Source organism: Tepidisphaeraceae bacterium, from assembly GCA_035998445.1.
Taxonomy (GTDB): domain Bacteria; phylum Planctomycetota; class Phycisphaerae; order Tepidisphaerales; family Tepidisphaeraceae; genus DASYHQ01.
The window spans coordinates 540,758-555,842 of record DASYHQ010000018.1 but is presented as its reverse complement, the minus strand read 5'-3'; the positions used below and the strand labels follow the sequence as shown (position 1 = coordinate 555,842).

The window sequence follows — 15,085 nt, the reverse complement described above, 5'->3', positions numbered from 1 at the left end:
AAGAGCGTGCCGCCAATCTTGGGGTGTTAAGCGTTCATCATAGCTCGGGTGCGGCCGACGATGGCGCGAACCGTACGCCGCGCCGGTTGCGCTGGTTTCGGACCGGTGATCGACTTCAGCGCCCGAATCGTCTCCGGCAACGACAACACCAGCACCGCGGCCGACGCCACAGTAGCGGCTTGGCAGTAGGCGCACAGGGCCTTGTTCTCACGCCATTCCTCCTGCCCGAGCTTTGCAGTGACCGCGAGGTCAGCAATTGCCTTGGCGGTGGTGGCGATGGGCAACGCAGGGTTATCTTCGGCGCGGTACTTCCCACCGGCACCGGCGAGGCAGGCGGTGATGCCGAGGTTCACGATCATCGGCAACCCGTCGGGCATCTGGCCGCGGCTGTAGGCGTAGTCGGAGGCGTTCACGCGATTGGAATCGAACGGCCAGAAGGGCAGGTCGGGCAACCGCCTGAGGATGCCGGTCTGGTAGGCGCCGACGATCTTTCCGGCCGCGACCCCCAGCAACGACAGCCCGATGATCCATCGGCGACGCGTCAAGTCGGGGCTCGTCTCGTTCCGCAATTCATAGCTGAGTTGGGCAGGATGCATGGGAAACTCCTTTGGCTCGCACGAGGTGCAAAGGTCGTTCCGGCAGGGCGTCGAAAATGGTCGGAAGCTGGTCGCTTTACGCAGAAAGTTTGTGCAAATCGGCAGGAACCGGAAATTAACCTTGAACTTTTCCGAACCCGGGAGCATATTTAATTTGACACGGGCGTCCCACGGGGCCGTCCGCTAGGTGCATTTGTGCCTAGAATGAGTCGCGTGTGCCGATGTTCGGTCATGCGGGCCGCTTTTAGGCCAAACTGACTGCCCTTAGGAGAGCTTCGCCATTTCTACCCAATTCCGACACAACCACCAGATCCGCATTTCGCCGATTCGCCTGATCAACGACAAAGAAGAACAGGTTGGCATCGTCTCGACCGCCGACGCGTTGCGAATGGCGAACGAGGCGGGTCTGGACCTTGTCGAGGTCGCCCCGACCGCGCGTCCACCCGTCTGCCGCATCATGGATTACGGGAAGTGGCGCTACCAGCAGCAGAAGAAGGAAGACAAGTCGCGCGCCAGCTCGAAGGCCGGTCAGCTGAAGGAGCTGAAGTTCAAGACGGTGAAGATCGGCGACCACGATTTGATGATCAAGATCAACCACGCCCGCGAGTTCCTGAAGGAAGGGAACAAGGTGCAGTTCACACTGCAGTTCCGCGGGCGCGAGATGGCGCACATCGACCTGGGCCGCGACATCTTCACGAAGATCAAGACGGAACTCTGGCCGGTGAGCAAGATCGAGCGCGACGCCAAGATGGAAGGGCGCCGGATGACGCTTGTGCTGCAGCCGGACCACAAGGCCCCCGGCGCCAAGCCCCCGGTGGTGAACACCGGCACGGCCCCGCAGGCGGCGCGTGGTGGGTTCAGTGGCACGGGCAGCGGGTTGAACCTGCCGCCGCGCCCGGGTCAGGTGAATGCCCCGGTTGCCCCACGGCCCGGGCAATCGGCCAACCCTGTTGCCAACCTGCCCGTTGCGCCCCGGCCGGGCCAGTCGGTTAACCCCGTCGCCAACCTGCCGGTCGCCCCGCGCGGCACCACCGGCCCGACCATCGCCCCCGCGACCCCGCGGCCGGAGCCCGAGCCGGCGAATCGGTAAGCGAGCAATCGAGATCGACAGAACCGAAAGCCGTCCCTGAAATCAGGGACGGCTTTTTTGTTGGGATGACGTGCGTTGAAACTTCGATTTTGGCGAGAGCGGCTCGCTTACGCATGCTGTGAGGCCAGAAGATTGATCTTGTGACTTGTCGCCTGTTCGGCGCTGCAGCCAACCAAACGCATCTTTCATTTCAGCCCGCATGCATGGCGAGACGCCCCCGCCACGAGACGACCGAATCGCTTTCCCGGTCGTGCAGGCGCGTCCGCATCCCGCGCGGTTTGCTGCAATGTCGACGCACGCCTACACTTTGTCGTCATGGCCAACGCACCCCACATTCTGCCCAATCTTCCGAAGATGCGGACGCCCCGACAGGAAGCGCTGCCGTACGAACCGGTCTGCGCGCTCTTTCGGCGATACCTGCACGGGCAGAAGCTCAAGTTTACCCCCGAGCGCGCCGCCATGCTCGACACCGTCCTACGGCGGACCGGCCTATTCGAGGCCGATCAGTTGGCCGACGATCTAAAGGGCCTCGGCCACGATGTGAGCCGGGCGACCGTGTACCGTACGCTCAGCCACCTGCAGGACGCCGGCATCCTGAAGCAGGTTTTCTTCGACAACAAGCAGAGCTACTACGAGGTGATCGTCGGTCGGCAGACGCACGACTACCTGATCTGCGTCGCCACGGGGCGAGTGATCGAGTTCAGCAGCGATCGGCTCAAGGCGCTGCGCGACGAGATCTGCGCCCAACATGGGTTTGACCCGCTGTCGCACCAGTTCCATATCTTCGGGTTAAGTCCGGAAGGCAAGGCCGAGCAGAAGGGAAAAGGGGCTGTCAAAGACTAAAGCCGGCAGGGGGTAAGGCGCGGCCCGTCCCGACCCAGCTTGCCATTACCAGTGGGTGGCGTAACAGGCGCCTGCGGGTGGCGACTTAGCACAAAGCGGCGAAGGTCGCGAGCGTGAGCACAGCGATGCGGAGCTTCTTGTCCCAGAACAGCGGGCTAAGAGTTGAGTTGAGCATAAAACCCTCCGCTCGGCAGTAACAATTTACGTGCCGTGGCTTTGGCCGGTAAAGTGTACCGCCAAATGTGCCGAGCATGGGTGGATTCGCCCTGTTCCCAACATCCCTAGAAAACCGATTATTCAGCATGTGGCGTTCGTGCAACACTGCGTGGCTGCCAAGCTCGAAAAATGATGCAGCAAAGCTACAGGCTTGGTATTGCCGTAGTTTTATTTGAATCTATCTTAGGCGTTCGCGTAATGCCCGAGCGCGTTGAAGGCGAGCTCAGCTATAGGTTAACTTTTTCAGATATATGGCGACTTTGTACGTTGCATCATGCCTATCATTTAGTGCAGTGCATCAAGATGTGAAGACGGGGGCTTTATTGTAATGTTGTCTAATTTGTCTCCGTCACTTGATGCAAGTTTCTTAGTGCCTACAAAGTAGTTAGGCATAAAAGCATTTTCAGGCCCGAATAGGTTCGTAATTCAATAATCATGACTTCGCTAATCACACGCTGTCGCCCCGTGCAAGCTATTCAGTACCTTGAGTCGACCAAGCCCGATCAGGTTTCGTACCGTCAACTGTTCGACCACTTGCGTCGAAGCGTCTCGTTCACCGAGGCGTTCGTCGTGGCAACGCTGTTGCGCGGCACGCTGCAAATCATTCAGCCCCAACGCCTTAACGAGGCCGTCCAGCGGACGTACGACCGCGCGGGGCAGCGGGTGGACGTTTACACTTGGCAGGCGATGCGCACGCGTGAGACGGTCGTTCGCTCGGCCGAGTCCGACGACTTCAGCACGGCGTTCATGACGCCACTCGCCTTCCGCCACGTCGCGATCCTGCCGCTGCAGGCGCCGTTGCTGGTGGGGTATCCCGGGGCGCTGCACATTTACCGTTCAGAAGAGGGACCATTCACCGAAGAGGAACTCGAGTGCCTTGCTGAGTTTGCGGGCCGCCTCGACGAGTTGGCCGCCGGTACCCGCGTCGAGCGGATGGCGACGGTTGAGCTGACCGAGATTCCGGAAAACGGCCTGCGTCTTGCGCTATTTAACGCCGACGGGGTCCCACTGGAGTTCAGCCAGCCTTCCCAGTTTGACCAGGAGTCGCGGGCGCGCATGGCCCACTTGGCCATCAACCGGTTGGCGCAGGCGACGACTGACGACATCGTTGGCGATCGCATCCTGGTGACCGACGCCGACGGTGATTCCCTGACGTATCGCGCTGTTACGTATAACAACTATCCCGCGTTGGGTGGCGGGCGGTTCGTGGGCTTCTTTGCCCAACCGGAACCGACCGAACTGGCCTCGCTTCGCACCGCCGACGTGGTGGCCGATCCCGAGTTGTCTCGGCTCATCCCGGCGCTGCGCTTCATGTACAACGAGTTCCGCAAGAGCCCGACCTTGGTCGATACCGCCAAGACGGTGCACCTGAGCCCGTTCCACTTCCATCGCCGGTTCAGCGACTTGCTGGGCCTGACGCCGAAGCACTACATGCTCGACTGCCAGATCGCCGACGCGAAGAAGGAACTGCTGGCCGGGTCGAAGGACCTCGCGACGATCGCCGCCGACGGTGGATTTGCGCATCAGAGCCACTTCACCAGCCGGTTCAAGCAGGCCACGGGCCAGACGCCCACCCGCTGGCGCCGCATGGCGCTGGACCGTCGCCGTGGGCGGTAGGACTTGATCGCGTCGCGCGACGGTTAAATTCATTGACCTGGAATGCCCTGGGACTAACTCCCGGGGCATTTCTGTTTCGCGGCGCATCGACGTCATTCAACCGATGCCGACGAAACGGGTACTGTCATAGGTCTGGTTGATCGTTCGCATCAGCATTCAACAAGGAAGCAGCACCCGATGAAGCGCACGTTCCGCTTTGCCATCATTGCCAGCGTCATCAGCGCCAACGCGTCCACTTCCACCTTTGCCGGCTTCGATCCGGTCGAGGAGACGCCGGGCCTGATGAATCAGATCGCGGTGCTGTCGCTGGAGGCTCAGGACGCCAGCGCCGGGGCCGTCGCCCGGCTGAACGACCTTTGGGCAGGTTCCGGTGGGGGCATCGTGCATCAGGAAGATGGGTCAGTGCAATCAATGGCGGGGTGGTTGTACGGCCTGCCGGCCGAGCAACGGACCGCGTTGATGAGCACGGTGGATCCGAACAGGAACCTCGACGGCCCATCGTTCGCGGTGCTGCCGGCGGTTCGGGCGGCGGCCGAGGGGGGGACGGCGTCACCGTTGGAGTTGTACGCCCGCATCCGCGCGGTGCCGCTCACTGCCGATATGGGCGCCGCCCTGGCGCTTGTCGGAGATCGAGCGCTGGCGTGGGGCGATCCGGCAAATGCCGACGCGTTCTACGACATGGCCAGGCAGGCCGGTTGGTCCAACGACCCTCGCCAATCGGGCGCATCGGGCAAGCAGCCCGCGGCGACGGCGACGCCTGTTGCGGTCGCGACGCCTTGGTTCGGTGATCCGAAGAAGCTGCAACTGGCCCGCGTGCTACCGGTAACCGTCGGCGACACGACGTTCATCAGTGGGCCTGCTGGTGTCGTGGCGCTGAAGGGCGACGCCGTGCTCTGGACGAACACCTGGGGCGAGCCCGACGACATCGCCGCCGGCGCGCCACTTCCAGGTGGGGCGGGCCGGGGTCCGGTCCTGTCACCTGCGGTGCTGAGCGGTATGGGCACGGCGCAGATCATGGTCGTCAACACGCCCGCGACCGCCGACCTGCCCGGCATGCTGCGCGCGATTCGCGCCAGTGATGGCCGCACGGTGTGGCAGTCGAACGGCGACAGCGCCCACGATGGCGTGCGCTTCGTTGGCCCGGCGACGATCGTCGGGCGCTACGTCTACGCGCCGGGGGTGCAGACGAACGGTATGCTCACGACGTTGATGGTCGCCTGCATCGACATCACCAGTGGCCGTTCGCTGTGGCTGGCCCCACTGGGCAACGTCACCGATACCGCCCGCAGCGGCAACCGTCGGCCACTGGAGCATCACTGGCACCAGAGTGCGCCCTTCGTATCGGGCGATGCGCTGTTCGTCGCGCCGGGCGTGGGTCACGTCTTCGCGCTCGACCGGTTCAACGGCCGGTTTCTCTGGGCGCGGCCATACACCGTCAACGAAGCCGACGACGGTGAGGTGCAGCGCTTTCGCAACCAACTGCGCAGCCGGCAGTACGCGACGCCCCCGGTGCACCCGCTACAGGTGCAGCGCTACGCCGCCGGTCTCGGCCGCTCGGGCAATGCGCTGGTGGTGGCGCCGCTCGACACGCCGGCCACCTTTGGGCTGGACTCGTTGACCGGCAAGGTGCTCTGGACGCGCACGGAGATGGACCCACCGAACCTGATCGCCGTCACGGGGAACAACGCGATCTATACCGGTGGAAAGCTAGTCGCGCTTGACCCCGCAACGGGCGTGGACCGCTGGACCGCCGCGCTGCCCGAACCGCCGGCCGGGGTCGTGGCGCTTGTCGATGGCAAACTTCACGTGCCCACGGCGACGGCCAAGCTTTCGGTCGACCCGACCAACGGCACCGGCGCGACGAACGTCGCATCGCTGTTGGAAAAGCCGCTGGCCGCGGAACCGGTGAAAGAGGCGCTAAAGGCAATCGGGGCTGCCACATCGATCGGGCTGGATGAAAAGGCGAAGTGACGGCGGGCTGCACGTTCGACGATCAAATCAAAGTATCGCTCGGCACTGAGGTCAGAGACCAGGGCTGTGAACTCTCGCGGCCGTCTTTCCGTGGCATGGGCGTCTCTCGCCCATGCGTGTGGACGGGAATGGGAGATTCAATTTGTTGGGTAACGCGCTGACCGAACCGCTGAAATGAATTTCGCCTTCCGGCCTTATGACATGCATGGGCGAGACGCCCATGCCACGGTCGCAGCGGACGCTGCTCAATCTTCTTTCAAACCCTCGGAAGGCAATGAACGCGCTCGGATAGGTCGTTCTAGCGAAGATCAGCGCTCCGCCTACAGGCGGGCGTCGGCCTGCATGGCGGCCGGCACGTAGGCGCGGACGATGCGGGACAGGTAGAGCGTCATGCCTTTCAGCTCACCGCGGTTCGCACGGTCGCGATCCTGGACGTCTTGGAGGATGTCGCCGTCCTGGCCACCGGCATAGAGGATGTCGCGATCGGGGCCGCCGATCAGCGTGTCGTTGCCGGCGTTGCCGTAGAGCGCGTCGCGGCTGGTGCTGCCGATGAGGATGTCGTCCCCGTCCTGGCCGAACATCACGTCGTTGCCACGGCCACCATCGATCGTATCGTTGCCGGAGCCACCGAAGATCACGTCATTGCCGTCGCGCAGGCTGGGCTCGGTGTCGCGCGGGCCACCGAAGATGATGTCGTCACCGGCCGAGCCGACGATGTTGTCCGACCCACCGCCCCCGTAGATCGTGTCGTTGCCGAGCCCACCGTTGATGCGCGAGTTGCCGTACCCGTCGTAGATCGTGTCGTTGCCGTCGCCGCCCCAGATGACCGCCTTGCGGTTGAACAGCACGGCGCGGCGGATGCCATTGGCGGGGTCGGTGGCCAGGGAATTGATGCGGAAGACGTCGTCCCCGGCGCCACCGAAGAACCGCACGCCGCGCACGCGGCGCAGCGAATAGTCGACCGGCGCGCCACCGTCGATCGTCAGCGTAAAGGTCGTCCGGCTCACGACGTTGATGTCGACCGTGGTCGGCGTGTCGTCGGCGGTGATGATCAGCACGCGCAGCCCCTCAACCGTGGCCGCCATCAGACGGCGCGGCTCGAGTGCTTCCATGATCGATTGAGGGGACGACTGCATTCCGTTGCTCCACACGTGTTCAACTTCATGAACGGCTAGCGACGCACTATTCCATCGCCGGACTGGCCACTTCAGAGGCCAGTTGCTCTTCCAACCTGCTCAACAATCCCTATGGCCACAACGGCGCGCTCTCAAGGCCAGCCGTCTCGGGCAACCCCATCATCAGGTTGGCGTTCTGCACGGCCTGACCCGCGGCGCCCTTACCGAGGTTGTCGATCGCCGCCATCGCAATGACGATGTTGCGCGCCGGATCGGCGGCGTACGAAACGTAGGCCAGGTTCGAGCCCGTCGCCCACTTCGAGTGCGGCGCCCGGTCGATCACCCGCACGAAGGGCCGGCCCTCGTAGAACTTGCGGGCCGCGTCGAGGCACTGCTCGGTGGTCGCGGTGCCGCGCCCGTAGCAGGTGGCCAGGATGCCGCGCGTCATGGGGAGCAGGTGGGGCGTGAAGACGAGCGTCGCGGCGGCGTTGCCGATCTGCGTAAGGGCCTTGGTCATCTCGGGCACGTGCACGTGCTTCAGCAGGCCGTACGGGGAGACGTCCTCGTTCACCTCGGCGTAACCGAACGTGCTGCCACCACCCCGGCCGGCGCCGCTCACACCGGTCTTGGCGTCGATGATGATGCTCGCGGGGTCGATGAGCCCATTTGCGACCAACGGCGACAGCGCCGCCAGCGACGCCGCGGGATAGCAACCGGGGTTGGCGACGCGGGTGGCGTTGCGGATCTGGTCGGGCCACACGTCGGCCAGGCCGTAGGTCCAGCCGTCCAGGAAGCGATGGTCGCCGCCAATGTCGACGATCTTCACGCCCGCCGGCACCGCCGCCAACGCCGCGGAGCTTTCACCCGATGGCAGCGACGCGAACAGCACGTTCAGCGGTGGTAGGGCGGCGGGGTCCCACTTCTGAATCACCAGGTCGCCGAGTTTGCCGATGCCGGGAAACTTCTCGACTAGCCGCGAGCCCGCGCTGCCCTCGCCGGCGACGTAGACGACCTCGAACTGCGGGTGCGTCAGCGCCAGACGCAGCACCTCGCCGCCGCCGTACCCACTGACGCCAACAATGCCGACTCGGATCATGCGTGTGCTCTCCAGTCCCCGCAGTGCGGCCCGCGGGGGAAGGGCGAATTATCGGGGGTACGCGTGGGAAAGCAACCGCGGTGTGGGGGTGGGTCCTTGGAACTCGTGAGAGCGAAATCCCAAGCCCCAATGCCAAACAAGCAACCAAGCACCAAATCTCAGTCAAGCCGGAGAATTTCTGCTCTGCGCCTGCCTCTGTGCTCTCGGTGTCCTCTGTGGTTCAACCTCTTCTTCGCGTTCCCCTTCGCGCCTTCGCGTCTCTTCCGCTAGTCGATCGTGGCTAGCGCCGCGTGGCAGACAAGAATGTCCCGCCCCGCCCGAGAAGGCAAAGACGAAGAGACACTGGCAAGAATGCCTGTGCCACAGAAGACAGAAGAAGAAATACGGGGAGAGATGCAGACGGGGGAGAGACAGGCAGGAATGCCTGTCCTACAGAAGAGAAGGCCAACCCTGCGCGATTGGTGAGCCCGCGTAGCTTACTCGTTCCCGCTCAGCGCCGTCGCGGCGGGCTGGGTGGCGGCGTTGGCGCTGCCGCTGATCTTCAGCTTGTTGAAGGCGGGGACGGCGGTGGTAGCGGTAAGCAGTTCGGAGACGGCGGCGTTCACCTGCGTTGGCGCGTTGGACGGGTTGATGCTCGATACCGCTTGGGCCGCGCGGCGCATGGGTTCGTTCCCGACGTTCGACGCCACCACCTGAAACGCGCTACCGGTCAGCTTGAGCAATGGCGACAGCTCGCCACGCGCCTGCTGCTGGGCAGCGTACTGCCGCGACGCAGCATTCAGCAGGTCGACCATGGTCTGCAGCGCCGTCAGCTTCTGGGCCTCATCCATCTGCGACCAAACGCTACTATGGACGAGGAACGCCGTTGCGCGGTTCTCGGCAGCGGGCAGGGGGGGCACGCCGTTGGCGTACAGCCCGACGCGGTGCGCCAACAGGTCCTGCATGTGCGGCAGGACGGCAGTGACCATCGCCTTCGTCGTGTTGCCGCTCTTCGACAGGTTCACCGCCATGTAGGCTTCATCGATGATGTACGACGTGTTGTGCGCCTTGGCCGACGCCACCACCTCGCCGATCAACGGCAGGTTCGTGTCCAGCGGCGTGGCGGCCAGCACCGGCACGATCGACTGGGCGGCCTTCATGCCCCAAAGCACGATCGCGTCGGATGGGTCCTTCAATAGCTGCCGCGTGATGCCCGCCAGTTGCGTGTTGTTGGCGCGCTCGGCGACGCGGGCGACGGTGATCGCCAGGTTCAGCTTCGCCACGGGTGATGCGTTGGCCAGGGTTGGCAGCAGCGCGGCTTCGAGCGCGCCGGCGTACGTGCGCAGGTAGATCGGAGTCGCGCCATTGGTGGGGGCCTCGGCGATAATCGCGTCGCGCGCATCGGACCGGGCCTTGGCGTCGTCGCCCATCAACGCCTTCACGTTGGCGGCGATGAACGCGTTGATGGCGGCATTGTGTTGCGACACCCCGGCGGCGGACTCGGCGCCGCGGGCAGCGCGGGGAATCGACACCGCAGCGGCGGCGGCGGCGCCACCGGGGGCGGGCGCGGGTTGCGCCAGCGTAATTGAAGCCGATGTCATCGCGCCCGTCAGAACCAATGCTACCAGGCGCGCTTTCATCAGGCGTATCTCCGGGGTGTGATGGATGCGTTGCCGCCAGCCTCGTGCAGCCGGCCCTACCGACTATTGTCCGCCGCTATCTAAGTGTCATTCGGCACCGTAACCGTGGGGGCGCAGGGTGTCAAGATTTCCTCGGCCCACCGACGGGGTTTATGTTCGCTAAGGTCCGATAGCTGCACGACATCGCGCCGACCGCTTGGGGCGGTCGCCCCCGCACGTTTGCGCGCGATCGCTTCCCCCGGCGGCGGCGACTGAGGAGGCATTCGTGAGAGGGTGTTAAAGAACCTGCTCGTGTTCGCTCCACGTGGCACGGGCGGCCCGCCCGTGGAGCCGCGGTACCCCGCGGTGTCGGGCCGTACTCGGCCCGAAGTAACGAGCGCAAGCGATCCGCTCTTGAGAGAGTTCAGGCCGTTCCTTCGCTGGCGCGATGGCTGATTCGGATGGCGGACCATCCGACGCGTCGGCGTACCGACGCCATGGGCGAGCCGCCCATGCTACGGTGAAAACCGAGCTCGGCGTCGTTCTTTAACACCCTCTGAGATCGGCAGCAATATCCTCACGGCCTGAGGGCGCTTCCCCACGATCTGAATAACCTTCGGCGCGGGCTGCCAGAGCTTCGGCGGGTGCCGCCAGAGGTTCGGCACGGCGGGCGGAAGCTTCCGCGGGGTGCGCCGAAGCTTCGAAACGGCCTGCGGACGCGTCCGAACTGCGCGCGGACGCGTCCAAACCTCGCGCGGACGCGTCCAAACCCCGCGCGGACGCGTCCAAACGGCGTGCAGAAGCTTCCAAACGATGCGCAGAAGCTTCCGCAGTGCTCATAGAGGCACGTTTCTTGACTGATCTCGCGTTAAAAGCCTTCCGTGCGCAGGGCTCGCCGCGTAAAAGTGTCGTGGCGTGCGCCTTGTTCCGGACGGGTAATGCGGAAATAATCGGACCGACCGCCACTATATATAGGAGCTGCATGGAGTCGCCCCGATCGCCGGAAGGAATCCCGAACCCCGCCATCCGCCGGCTTAGTCTGTACCTGCGCCAACTGGAGGCCTTCGGGCGCAAGGACCGGCGCACCATCTCCAGCAAGCAACTCGGGGAAAGTTTGGGCCTGACCGATGCCCAGGTCCGAAAAGATCTGGCCTACTTCGGGCAGTTCGGGCATCCCGGCATTGGTTATCGGGTGGACGACCTCATCGTGCAGGTGAAGCACATCCTGGGGACGGACAAGACCTGGAACGTGATGCTGGTGGGCTTCGGCAACCTCGGCCGGGCGCTGGCGTCGTACCGGGGGTTCAACAACAAGGGTTTTAGGCTCGTCGCCATCTTCGACGCAGATGCGGCCAAGGTGGGGAAGACGCACGACGATCTGATCATTCAGCCACTATCTGAACTGCGGGAGACGGTGGGGCGGTTAAACATCCGGCTGGCGATATTGGCCGTGCCGGGCGACGTGGCGCAGGACGTGGCGGACCAACTGGTCGAATCCGGCATCCACGGCATCCTGAACTTCGCCCCGGCCACGATCACCGTCCCGCCGACCGTGGCGCTGAACGCGGTGGATTTGGCGGTGCAGTTGGAGCAGCTGTCGTTCCAGGCGAACGTGTCGCCGGGGAGTGGGGAGGGGTAGAGGAGACGCGAAGGCGCGAAGCCGCGAAGGGGAGGCGAAGAAGAAGTTGAACCACAGAGGACACAGAGAGCACAGAGGCAGACACGGAGAAGCGAAGCACCTGTTTAGTTGCTTGGCGAGCGTGTCGCGCGGTTCGTCATCCTGAGAGGGTATTGAAGAAGAGTGCCGCGTCCACTCCGACCGTGGCATGGGCGTCTCGCCCATGCGTGTCGTGAGGCCTGAAGACTCGATTTAGAGCCTGCGGCTTGGTCAGCGCAGTCGCCCGCAAATGGCATTTCCTATTCCAGTCCACACGCATGGGCGAGACGCCCATGCCACGTGAAAGGCGGACGCGAGTGTGCTCTTTGACACACTCTGAGGTACTCCGAAAGATCTCCCCTCGTATTCGTGAGGCTTGGGTTCTGTTCAACGCCGAAGCCCGGGATTTCCGCTGCCCCTCCGTTTCCTTTTCATCTCAACCAACCATAATCCCGCCCAATGCCCGACGCTTCCCTGCTGCCGCCGCCAACTTCGTCTGTGATCGACCGATTGCCCGTCGTCATAGCGATTGCGCTCTTCGCGGCCTTGTCGATCGCGACCGGTTTCGCATCCGAAGCCTTCCTGGAGGCGGATGCGTGCCTGCATTACTTGTACTCGCGGTTCGCATTGGCCGAGCCGTACCGGTTGGTGGACGTGTGGGGCCGGCCGATCTGCACGGCGTACTACGCGTTGCCGGCGGCGCTGATGGGTCGCACGGGTACACGGCTGGCAAGCCTGGTGCTGGCGCTGGCGGTGGCGATCGTGGCGATGGGGATCGCGCGACGGCAGGGGTATCGGTGGCCGGCGCTGGCGCTGATCTTCACGCTCGCGCAGCCGATGGTCTTCACGCATTCGTTCTCGGAGCTGACGGAACTGCCGTTCGCGCTGCTGGTGGGGGCGGCGTTTCTCGCGTACCAAGCCAGGCGGTTCGTCGTGATGACGCTGATCGTCGCCTTCATGCCGCTGAGCCGGCCCGAAGGCTTCGGCTTCATGGTGATGGCGCTGGCGGCACTGCTGCTGCATCGACGGTGGGCGACCGTGCTGTTGTTGCCGGTGGGCATGGTGTTGTGGAACCACGTTGGCTGGGAACTGTTCGGAAGGCAGGAGGCGTGGTGGCGATGGCTGCCCGACCATTGGCCCTACGCCGCCGCCAGCACGTACGCGCCGGGCTATTTGCTGCACTTCGTCGCGGCGCTGCCGGCCGTCGTCTCACCCATGCTGTTTCCCGCGACGGTCGCGGGCATCGTGCTGTGCGGAAGTGTGGTGTTGCGCGGGTGCGACGGGTTGCGTGCCTTCTTCGCAGACCATCGCCATCGCTGCGACCTGCTGATTGCCGCGATCCCGCTGTCGATCCTAATCGTTCACAGCCTGCTCTACTGGCGCGGGTTGATGGCCAGCAACGGTGAGTTGCGCTACCTGCTGACGATGGCAGGGTTCTGGGGCGTGCTATCCGCCCGCGGTTGGGCGTGGGCGAGCGATCGGCTGCAGATGCGCCGCGTCTACACGTGGGCAGGGGTGGCGTGCCTGGTGCCGGTCTTCATGAACGCGTTCGTCTACACCGTGCTGCCGTTGAAGCTCGACGACAACTGGCGCACCGCCCGCGCCGTCGCGACACGGCTCGACGAGCCCGCCATCCGAGAGGGCGCGCACCCGCTCGTCATGGCGTCGCACCCGGGCATCTTCTACTTCCTGGATGTCAGCCCGATCGATGGCACGCGCGTGCGCGACCTGAACGTGCAGACCATCACCACGCCACCGCCGGGCACGCGGCTGATCTTCGACAGCTTGTACGCCACCCACAACGCCGACCGCGGCCGGGTGACGACCGAGGCGGACATTCTGGCTGCGGGGTGGTTGCCGGACGAGGAGTTGCAAGCCGTCATCGACGCCATCGCCCGTGAAGCCGCCGAGCCGACCACCGCGCCGTTGACCGGCCATCGCACCGGCCTGGCGACGTGGCGCGCGTTCAAGAGTCCGGATTCATCGGGATCATTGCCGCCGGTTCGTTAGGCGTGCTCCGGCCCCTCTCCCGGTACCCCGGGAGAGGCTGGGTGAGGGTGATTTCGAACTGCTGAAGTCGTCGGCAGTTCAAAAGGCACCCTCACCTAACCTCTCCCGGAGTACCGGGAGAGGGACCAGAACCATCACATCGTGATCCGCAGTCCCGGCAACTGCTCAAGCACCACCGCAGGCTCTAGGGAATGCACGACGTAATCCGCGTCCGCCAGCTTGGCTGCGGGGGAACTGGTGGTGACGGCCAGCACGGAGAAACCCGCGGCCTTCACCGATCGAACTACGCTGGGGGCGTCTTCCACAATCAGGCAGTCGGCCGGCTTGAACTTGCGATGGTGGCGTTGGCCGAGCTGGTCCATCGCCTGCAGGTAACCGGAAGGGTCGGGCTTACCGACGGTGACGTCCTCGGCCGACACGATGACGTCGAAGCAGTCGCGCAGCGACACGCCGAGCAGCATGGCGTCGATCTCGTCGCGCAACGCGCCCGAACAGATCGCAAGTGGATAGTTGCGCCACAGCCCGCGGATGAACGGCTCGGCGCCGCGCAGCGCGCTGAAGCGCCGCTGTTCGATCAGGTCCATCATCGCGCGGCTCTTGCGCGCCAGCACGGCCAGAAACGTCTTGGGCTCCAGGGGGCGGCCATGCAGTTCGAAGATGCGACGTACGGCATCGCGGTCCGTCAGGCCGAGCAATTCGTCGTAGTACTGGGCTTCGGACAGACCGATGCGATGCTGCGACAGCACTTCGTTGAGCGCAAGGAAGTGCAGCGGCTCGCTGTTGACGATAACGCCGTCGAAGTCGAAGAGGATCGCACTGGGCCACGCCGGCGGCTGCATATATCGGCGGACGCTATCGGCGTTCAACGGGAAATACAACGGGCGTCGTTCGACGGCGCGTCATTCAGTCGGACCGACCGCCTCCGGTCCCTCTCCCGTTACTCCGGGAGAGGTCAGGTGAGGGTGATTAGATCGGCCCCTAAGCGCGGGCTATCCGTAAAGGCGTCGCCCACGAATGCGCACGAAAAATCACGAATAAGAAAAAGAGGCAAATTCGCTCCGCCATTTATGACCTTTCGTGCTCATTCAAGGGCGGTCCTGCCGTCCGAAATCACTCTCACCTAAACTCTCCCCAAGTGCGCAACAGAAAAAGCCGACGTACCGTAGCACCCGCAGACGCGATACAACTTTGCGCTTGCGGAGCCACGACACGTCGGTCTTTTTACAACATTAGATAGAGTCGAACACGTTCGCCGTTACAGCGCGACGTGCGAGAC

General features: G+C 64.0%; 11 protein-coding genes. 6 read left to right on the top strand and 5 right to left on the bottom strand.

The features are described 5' to 3' along the window. Positions 1 to 26: 26 nt before the first annotated feature. On the bottom strand, positions 27 to 596 hold the full coding sequence (locus tag VGN72_08990; GenBank protein HEV7299484.1) for a vitamin K epoxide reductase family protein: 570 nt from the start codon (positions 594 to 596) through the stop codon (positions 27 to 29). A 280-nt stretch (positions 597 to 876) separates the two neighbouring features. Between VGN72_08990 and infC the strand changes: the two genes are divergently transcribed. From infC to VGN72_08970, 4 genes are all read left to right on the top strand, one after another. Next, positions 877 to 1,686 carry a translation initiation factor IF-3 gene (gene infC / locus VGN72_08985; GenBank protein ID HEV7299483.1) on the top strand — a complete coding sequence of 270 codons (810 nt, stop codon included), beginning with the start codon at positions 877 to 879 and terminating at the stop codon, positions 1,684 to 1,686. Between the two features lie 315 nt (positions 1,687 to 2,001). Then, positions 2,002 to 2,529: a transcriptional repressor gene (locus VGN72_08980; GenBank protein ID HEV7299482.1), complete on the top strand. Its 528-nt coding sequence runs from the start codon at positions 2,002 to 2,004 to the stop codon at positions 2,527 to 2,529. Positions 2,530 to 3,180: 651 nt separating this feature from the next. Next, entirely contained in the window at positions 3,181 to 4,362 is a 1,182-nt protein-coding gene (locus tag VGN72_08975; protein HEV7299481.1) for an AraC family transcriptional regulator, read from the top strand. Between the two features lie 177 nt (positions 4,363 to 4,539). Beyond that, on the top strand, positions 4,540 to 6,333 hold the full coding sequence (locus VGN72_08970; protein HEV7299480.1) for a PQQ-binding-like beta-propeller repeat protein: 1,794 nt from the start codon (positions 4,540 to 4,542) through the stop codon (positions 6,331 to 6,333). Positions 6,334 to 6,653: 320 nt separating this feature from the next. Here the strand turns inward: VGN72_08970 and VGN72_08965 are convergent, their stop codons facing one another. From VGN72_08965 to VGN72_08955, 3 genes are all read right to left on the bottom strand, one after another. Next, entirely contained in the window at positions 6,654 to 7,469 is an 816-nt protein-coding gene (locus VGN72_08965) for a calcium-binding protein (GenBank protein ID HEV7299479.1), read from the bottom strand. Between the two features lie 109 nt (positions 7,470 to 7,578). Next, a complete protein-coding gene (gene argC / locus VGN72_08960) occupies positions 7,579 to 8,544 on the bottom strand; it encodes an N-acetyl-gamma-glutamyl-phosphate reductase (GenBank protein HEV7299478.1) in 966 nt (321 codons plus the stop codon). A gap of 476 nt (positions 8,545 to 9,020) precedes the next feature. Further along, positions 9,021 to 10,124 (bottom strand): hypothetical protein, encoded by a 1,104-nt coding sequence (locus VGN72_08955; GenBank protein ID HEV7299477.1) that lies wholly within the window; start codon positions 10,122 to 10,124, stop codon positions 9,021 to 9,023. 1,000 nt (positions 10,125 to 11,124) lie between these two features. Between VGN72_08955 and VGN72_08950 the strand changes: the two genes are divergently transcribed. Beyond that, the gene (locus tag VGN72_08950) at positions 11,125 to 11,781 is read left to right on the top strand and encodes a redox-sensing transcriptional repressor Rex (protein HEV7299476.1); all 657 of its coding nucleotides are present in this window, start codon (positions 11,125 to 11,127) and stop codon (positions 11,779 to 11,781) included. A gap of 477 nt (positions 11,782 to 12,258) precedes the next feature. Continuing rightward, positions 12,259 to 13,809 carry a hypothetical protein gene (locus tag VGN72_08945; protein ID HEV7299475.1) on the top strand — a complete coding sequence of 517 codons (1,551 nt, stop codon included), beginning with the start codon at positions 12,259 to 12,261 and terminating at the stop codon, positions 13,807 to 13,809. A 134-nt stretch (positions 13,810 to 13,943) separates the two neighbouring features. Here the strand turns inward: VGN72_08945 and VGN72_08940 are convergent, their stop codons facing one another. After that, positions 13,944 to 14,675 carry an HAD family phosphatase gene (locus tag VGN72_08940; GenBank protein HEV7299474.1) on the bottom strand — a complete coding sequence of 244 codons (732 nt, stop codon included), beginning with the start codon at positions 14,673 to 14,675 and terminating at the stop codon, positions 13,944 to 13,946. Positions 14,676 to 15,085 lie beyond the last annotated feature (410 nt).

Excerpts from the sequence above, each read along its gene's own strand:
- VGN72_08980 (HEV7299482.1), top strand. The coding sequence starts at position 2,002 with ATGGCCAACGCACCCCACATTCTGCCCAATCTTCCGAAGATGCGGACG.
- VGN72_08990 (HEV7299484.1), bottom strand. The coding sequence starts at position 596 with ATGCATCCTGCCCAACTCAGCTATGAATTGCGGAACGAGACGAGCCCC.
- VGN72_08975 (HEV7299481.1), top strand. The coding sequence starts at position 3,181 with ATGACTTCGCTAATCACACGCTGTCGCCCCGTGCAAGCTATTCAGTAC.
- VGN72_08970 (HEV7299480.1), top strand. The coding sequence starts at position 4,540 with ATGAAGCGCACGTTCCGCTTTGCCATCATTGCCAGCGTCATCAGCGCC.
- argC (HEV7299478.1), bottom strand. The coding sequence starts at position 8,544 with ATGATCCGAGTCGGCATTGTTGGCGTCAGTGGGTACGGCGGCGGCGAG.
- VGN72_08950 (HEV7299476.1), top strand. The coding sequence starts at position 11,125 with ATGGAGTCGCCCCGATCGCCGGAAGGAATCCCGAACCCCGCCATCCGC.
- VGN72_08955 (HEV7299477.1), bottom strand. The coding sequence starts at position 10,124 with ATGACATCGGCTTCAATTACGCTGGCGCAACCCGCGCCCGCCCCCGGT.
- VGN72_08965 (HEV7299479.1), bottom strand. The coding sequence starts at position 7,469 with ATGCAGTCGTCCCCTCAATCGATCATGGAAGCACTCGAGCCGCGCCGT.
- VGN72_08945 (HEV7299475.1), top strand. The coding sequence starts at position 12,259 with ATGCCCGACGCTTCCCTGCTGCCGCCGCCAACTTCGTCTGTGATCGAC.